Source organism: Oceanibaculum indicum P24 (genome assembly GCF_000299935.1).
GTDB lineage: Bacteria > Pseudomonadota > Alphaproteobacteria > Oceanibaculales > Oceanibaculaceae > Oceanibaculum > Oceanibaculum indicum.
Map to the genome: position 1 here is coordinate 297,155 of NZ_AMRL01000002.1, position 6,000 is coordinate 303,154.

The 6,000-nt window shown below is 67.0% G+C and carries 5 protein-coding genes; all 5 read right to left on the reverse strand.

Going from position 1 to position 6,000, the window contains the following annotated elements; translation table 11 throughout:
* Positions 1–62 precede the first annotated feature (62 nt).
* Positions 63–956 carry a DMT family transporter gene (locus P24_RS03385; protein WP_008943292.1) on the reverse strand — a complete coding sequence of 298 codons (894 nt, stop codon included), beginning with the start codon at positions 954–956 and terminating at the stop codon, positions 63–65.
* Positions 957–992: 36 nt separating this feature from the next.
* A complete protein-coding gene (locus P24_RS03390) occupies positions 993–2,921 on the reverse strand; it encodes a polysaccharide biosynthesis protein (protein ID WP_008943293.1) in 1,929 nt (642 codons plus the stop codon).
* An 81-nt stretch (positions 2,922–3,002) separates the two neighbouring features.
* A complete protein-coding gene (locus tag P24_RS03395; protein WP_008943294.1) occupies positions 3,003–3,935 on the reverse strand; it encodes an NAD-dependent epimerase/dehydratase family protein in 933 nt (310 codons plus the stop codon).
* Positions 3,936–3,938: 3 nt separating this feature from the next.
* Positions 3,939–4,952: an MraY family glycosyltransferase gene (locus P24_RS03400; RefSeq protein WP_008943295.1), complete on the reverse strand. Its 1,014-nt coding sequence runs from the start codon at positions 4,950–4,952 to the stop codon at positions 3,939–3,941.
* Between the two features lie 18 nt (positions 4,953–4,970).
* Positions 4,971–6,000: heparinase II/III family protein (locus P24_RS03405; RefSeq protein ID WP_040706303.1), on the reverse strand; the 1,030-nt coding region annotated here is incomplete at its 5' end.

Here is a 6,000-nt window from a genome sequence, read left to right on the forward strand (position 1 = left end):
CGTCTAGACCATGCGGGCGGGCGAGACAAGCGCCGGATCGCCGCAGCCGCTGATATACGGCGTCAATCCTGCGCTGTGTCTTTCTGCTTAAGGCGCGATTCGCGGATACCGATATAGGTCGCGGCACCGAAGATCATCGCGCCGCCGACATAGGTCCAGCCATCCGGGATTTCCGCGAACAGCAGATAGCCCAGCGCTGTGGTCCAGATCAGCTTGGCGAAATCCACCGGCAGCACGGTGGAGGCATCCGCCTCGTGCAGCGCCTGGTTCATGCAGGTCTGTGCGATGGTGCCCAGGAAGGCGATCAGCCCGAGCGCCGCATATTGATCCAGCGTCGGCCATTGCCAGAAGGGGATGGCGGCGACCAGCGTCATCGGCGCCATGAAGATCGCCATATAGGCGGTGATCGCCACGCTGGATTCGGTGGCCGACAGCTTCTTGATGCACAACAGCGCCAGCGCCCACATGGCAGAGGAGAACAGCACCAGCATCGAGCCGGTATCGATCTCGACGAGGCCCGGCCGCAGGATCACCAGCGTGCCGGCGAAGCCGACGATCATCGCCATCCAGCGCCGCATCCGCACCACCTCACCCAGGATCAGCGCGGCGCCCAGCGTGGCGAACAACGGCGCGGAGAAGCCCAGTGCCGTCACCTGAACCAGCGGCGTGATCGACAAGGCGAAGAAGAAGCTGAGCATCGCCACCGTGTTCAGCGCGCCGCGCAGGGCGTAGAGCCCCAGCCGCTGGGTGCGCAACACGCTGAAGCCGACCCGTTGCAGCACCGGCAGCAGCAGGATCAGCATGAAGAAATTGCGGAAGAAGGCGATCTCGAACGGATGCAGCCCGGTCGAGGCGTGACGGATCGCGGCATGCATCGAGGCAAAGGCGGCTGTCGCCGCCAGCATCAGCAGAAGGCCCTTCAGGGCCGGCGGCAGACGATGATAGGCGTTCAGCAAGGCGAGGCCCCTTCACGGCTCCGATGCGTGGGCCGGTTATTCTCCGGGTTCGACCTTGCGCAGGGCAAGCTGTTCGCCCTGATATTCCGGCACCAGCCGGCGCACCAGGGCCAGGGTCTGATCGGTGCGGCGGGTGCGCGCCGCCTCATTGAGTTCGTCCAGAGCGCGATTGAGCAGCGCATGGTCGGCGGTGCGTGGCGTGGCGATCTGCAGGCCGTTCAGGCTGGTCGGCAGCAGTGCTTCCTGGCCGTGGAACAGTTCCTCGTGCAGCTTCTCGCCGGGGCGCGGACCGGTATAGACGATGTCGATATCGACACCCGGCGTCAGGCCGGCCAGCCGGATCATCTGCTGCGCCAGGTCGAGGATGCGGATCGGCTCGCCCATGTCGAGCACGACAATGGCGCCGCCCTCCTCGACATGCGGATCGGTCAGGGTGCAGGCCTGCAGCACCAGCTCCACCGCCTCGCGCACGGTGAGGAAGTAGCGCTTCATCTCCGGGTCGGTCACGGTCAGTGGCCCGCCGCGTGCCAGCTGGCGCTGGAACAGCGGCACGACCGAGCCGGTGGAGCCCAGCACATTGCCGAACCGCACGGTGGTGAAGCGGGTACGCGGTCCGCCGGCACGGCGGCGCTCCAGAATGTCCAGCGACTGGCAATAGGCTTCGGCCAGCCGCTTGGTGGCGCCCATCATGCTGGCCGGGTTGATTGCCTTGTCGGTGGAGATCAGCACCATGGTCGGCACGCCGGATTCGACGCAGGCATCGGCGATGTTGCGGGTGCCGATGACGTTGGTCAGCACGCCCTCGTTCGGGTTCGATTCGACCATCGGCACATGCTTCAGCGCGGCAGCATGAAACACCACATCCGGCCGCTCGCGGGCAAAGACGTCCGAGACCCGGGTGCGGTCGCGCACATCGCCCAGAATCGCCACGCGGGACAGGTCGGGATGGCGCTCCGAAACTTCGAGATCGATCTCGTAGAGCTGGAACTCCGAATTATCCATCAGGGTGAGGCGCGCCGGCCCCAGATCGCTGATCTGACGCACCAGCTCGCCGCCGATGGTGCCGCCAGCACCGGTCACCAGCACCCGCCGGCCGGCGATCAGCGCGCTCACCGCATCGCGGTTCAGCACAGTCTGCGGCCGGCCGAGCAGATCCTCGACATCAATCGGCTTGATTTCGATTTCGGTATCGAAACGGCCTTCCAGATTGGTCAGCCGTGGCAGGCGCGACAGCTTGATGCCCAGCTTGTCGCCAATCGCCAGCAGCTCGCGGACATCGGTGCCCTCGACGCGCTTGGGCGTGATGATCATGCGTTCTGGACGCTGGCCGCGCCGGTCCAGCTCCTCGACGATGCGGGGCAGGTCCTCGAAGGTGCCCATCACCGCGATCTCGCGGATTTTGCGGCCGACCCGGCCCGCCTTGTGGTCGATGGCGCCGACCACCCGGTAAGGGGCAGGGCGCAGGCGGCTCATCTCGCGGATGAACAGGTCCGCCTCGTCGCCAGCACCGACCAGCAGGACCGGAACGCGGCGCTGGCTGTCACTTTCCAGAAGGCCCAGCAGGGCATGGTCCTTCAGCACCCGGTACAGCAGGCGCGGCCCCGACAGCAGGGCGGTCATCACGAACAGGTTGATGATGACCAGCGACCGGGGAATATCCTCCAGGCGGGTGATCAGGAACAGGGCGGCCAGGAAGATCAGATTGGTCAGCAACACCGCGCGCAGAATCTGCACGGCGTCGCCGACCGAGGCATAGCGCCAGATGCTGCGGTCCAGCCGCACCGTCGCCAGCACGGCAATCGCGGTCGCCATGAAGACGCCGAAGGCTAGCAGGACGGTCCGGCGGTCCAACGTCAGAACCGCATCGCCGAACCGCAGATACAGCGACAGCAGAAAGGACACCGCCGCCATGACGATGTCGTGCAGGTAGGTGACAATAATCCGCTGTACTTGGCGGTTCGTCACTGCCGTGCCCCGATTTGCATGACGGGCGAGACCCTCAGCTGTCAATCCAGAACCGAAACTAGCACGCTCTCGGATGGTATCCTACAAGCCGTTCAGAGTGTTGGCTTGCACGGTCCGGAGGAGGGCCTGCTCCATGTCAAACGGGTGACACCAGGACAGGGTTGCCGAAAACCGTGACGCATCGACCGAAAAACTGCCGACCAGCCTTCGGCCGGCCTCCGGTCCGAGGGCCAGCCGCAGCAGCCCGGCGGGGCCGGGGACCAGCAGTGGCCGCCGTCCGGCGGAGATGCGTAGCCGTCCGATCAGCTGCGCCAGCGATAGTTCCTCCGCATCATTCAGGAGGAACCGCTGGCCGCCGGAGACCGGATGGGTTTCCAGACAACGCCTTATGGCGTCTACCATATTACCGACATAAAGCATCGCCCGCCGATTGTCGATACTGGCGACGGGCAGCGGCAGTGGAATCAGCGCCAGTCGAAGCAGCCGGGCGAAATTGCCGCCGGCACCGGGTCCATAGACCAGCGGCGGGCGCAGGATGGTGGCGCTAGGCAGGGCCGCCAGAACCGTCTCCTCCGCCTCCAGCTTGTAGCGCGCATAGGGCGTGGCCGGGGCTGGCATGTCGCTGTCGTCGAAGGACCGGCCGGGCGGCGTCTCCTCGCCCATCACCTTGGCGCTGCTGACCTGAACGAAACGCCCGATGCCGGCGTCCGAGGCGGCACGGGCCAGGGCTATAGCGCCCTCGACGGTGATGCGCCGCAGGCTGGCTTCGTCCAGTCCGCTCTGGTCAGCGGGCGAGGCAAGATGGATGACCGCATCGATGCCTTCCAGCGCCAGGCGCCAGTCCGTTGCCGGTCCGATATCGCCGACGATGACAGGCTCCATGCCCTCTGGGAGCGGTGTGGATGCGGGAGTGGGCCGTCGCAGCGCCGCACGGACGCGATGGCCATGTGCCAGCAGATGCTGGCTGAGCGCCCGCCCGAGATAGCCGCCGGCGCCGGTGACGAGAATATGCATGGGTTAGCGGCTGCCCTTCGGTTGCGCGCGGGCCATCCAGGCCAGCAGCCCGGCAGTGACCAGCAGCGCTCCGGCCAGCGCCGGCGCCTCATGGCCATGGGTGGCCAGTGCGGACAGGACAATCAGCAGGCTATTGCCGATGGCGACACGCAGGCTGACAGCGGCATGGCTGAAACCGCGCCGGACCGCCTGCTGGTAGAAATGCTCGCGGTGGCCATGCCAGAATTTCTCGCCGCGCAGGATACGGCGGACCAGCGTGATGCTGGCATCGGCGAGGTAATAGGCCGGCAGGATCAGCGCCGCCGCCCACTGCCCGCTGGCCGCCGCGGCCAGCAGCAGGAAACCCAGCAGGAAACCCAGCGGTACGCTGCCGACATCGCCTAGGAACAGCCGCGCCGGATGCCAGTTGAACCACAGGAAGCCGGCTGCTGCTGCTGCCAGCATCAGCAGCGGCGGTTGCCAGCTGGCGAGGGCGGCGGTCAGCGGCGCCAGCAGGGCAAGGCCAAGCGCCAGCGCCACCGTCTGCACGCCGGCCAGCCCGTCGATCCCGTCCATGAAGTTGAACAGGTTCACGAACCACAGCCACAGCAGAAGCGTAGCCAGCATATCCAGCCAGCCGGGCAGCAGACCCTGAAAGACCGGGCCGATATCGGCCAGCGCCAGCATGCCCAGCAGGACCGCGAGAAACTGCGCCAGCAGGCGGGTGGTGGCCTTCAGGTCGAACAGATCGTCGAGGAAGGAAACGGCGGCCAGCCCAGCCGCCGCCGCCAGCAGCAGCGCCATGACCGGCAGCAGCGCCGGCATGGTCAGCGCATAGGCGATCCAGCCGATGGCCAGCGCCGCCAGGACGGCGATGCCGCCACCGCGCGGCACCGCGACGTTGTGGCTGGACCGCCGGTTCGGATGGTCGAGCACGGCATGGCGCAGCAGCAGGCCCAGCACGGCGCGCGTCGCCATTGCCGCCAGCAGCAGCACCCCGAGCGGGGCTGCCATCGACCAGACCCAGCCTGCGGCCATTCCTTCGCGCCTTTCTTCTCAGTCCTGTTCCGGCGGCGTCTTGTCTGGTGCGCGCTTTTCCTCGCGCCGCAACGCCCATTTCACAGTCGTTCCGCTACCGGAAAGAGTGCCGGACAGCACGATCTGCTGGTTGCGCTTCATCTCGCCGCGCTGGCCGAGATAGACGCTGTCCGCCAGCTCCATCGCCGCACCAGCGCTGCGTAGCCGCCAGCCCTGCCCGCCGGGCAGGCGCAGCAGCACGAAGGCCCCGTTCTGGCTGAGCGAGGCCTTCACTTTCGGGTGCAGATGGAAGCGGATGGCGAAGCGTTCGCCGCCGCTGCCCGTCAGCATGTCCTCGCCGCGCACATCGGCGCCATCGGCTGAAAGGAACAGCCGGCGCTGGTGGGTCAGCATCAGCCGCTCCGCATAGCCGTCATGGCTGGCGTCGATCAGCTGGTCGCCATCCTGTTCCTGGCGCTGGGCGGTAACGTGCTCCGGTCCCCGGGCCAGTGTGCCATCCTCCAGGATTTCCGCGGAATTCACGTCGTCCACGATCAGCGTGGAATGGGCGGCGGTGGCGCGTTGCGCCCGGTTCCAGTCGGGCCGGCCGGAAGCGGCGCCGCAATTCACGATCAGCCGCTCCTTGCCGACGCTCATCTCGAAGGACAGGGTGCCGGCATGGGCGCAGCCATCCAGGGCACCGGGCCGGCCGGCATCGACGATCAGCAGCGTGCGGGCGGCGGATAGCCGGTGGAAACCCGATGCGCCGGGGTCGTTCTGGGGACGGATCTTCGCTTCCGATTGCGCCAGGACGGCGTCGATCAGCAGCGCATCCTCCTCATTGCTGTCATTGAACAGGGCCAGCCCGCCATCGCCGTGGCGCAGGGCCCGCAGCATCGCTGCCATACGCTCGATGGCGGCCTCGACGGTGTCTGGAACGTTGCTGCCGCTGGCGCGCAGGCAGGCGCGGATATCGATCAGGTCGCGCAGCACAGCGAGGTGGCGCGACGGGCTGCGTGAGGCGTGGCAGCCATCGGCCAGGATCTGCACCGGCAGCCGCTCCGACAGC

What these genes read in the sequence shown, in the direction of transcription:
- P24_RS03395 (WP_008943294.1), bottom strand. Translation starts at nt 3,935, where the DNA reads ATGCATATTCTCGTCACCGGCGCCGGCGGCTATCTCGGGCGGGCGCTC.
- P24_RS03400 (WP_008943295.1), bottom strand. Translation starts at nt 4,952, where the DNA reads ATGGCCGCAGGCTGGGTCTGGTCGATGGCAGCCCCGCTCGGGGTGCTG.